The 367-nt window shown below is 40.9% G+C and carries 1 protein-coding gene; it reads left to right on the forward strand.

The genetic code is table 11. The annotated features are described in order from the left end of the window. A partial coding sequence (locus tag ACH5TX_RS01290) for an HYR domain-containing protein (protein ID WP_439337749.1) occupies positions 1-367 on the forward strand: 367 nt, incomplete at both ends.

Genomic DNA, 367 nt, shown 5'->3' on the forward strand with positions numbered 1-367 from the left:
TTGGAACTGATAATTCTACTGGTGCTGTTACTACTCAAATTGCTGGTTTAGCTTCTGGTTCATTATTCCCAGTAGGGACAACTACTAATACGTTCCGTGTAACTGATGCTACTGGAAATACTGCTGAGTGTAGCTTTGATGTTACTATTACTGATAATGAAGATCCTGAGATTGTATGTCCTGGTGATATTCCTCAAAACGTGGATGCTGGTGCTGACGGTGCTGTAGTTAATTATACAACTCCTGTTGGAACTGATAATTCTACTGGTGCTGTTACTACTCAAATTGCTGGTTTAGCTTCTGGTTCATTATTCCCGGTAGGGACAACTACTAATACGTTCCGTGTGACTGATGCTGCTGGAAATAC

This window comes from Thalassobellus citreus, assembly GCF_044385915.1.
GTDB classification, from domain to species: Bacteria; Bacteroidota; Bacteroidia; order Flavobacteriales; family Flavobacteriaceae; genus Thalassobellus; species Thalassobellus citreus.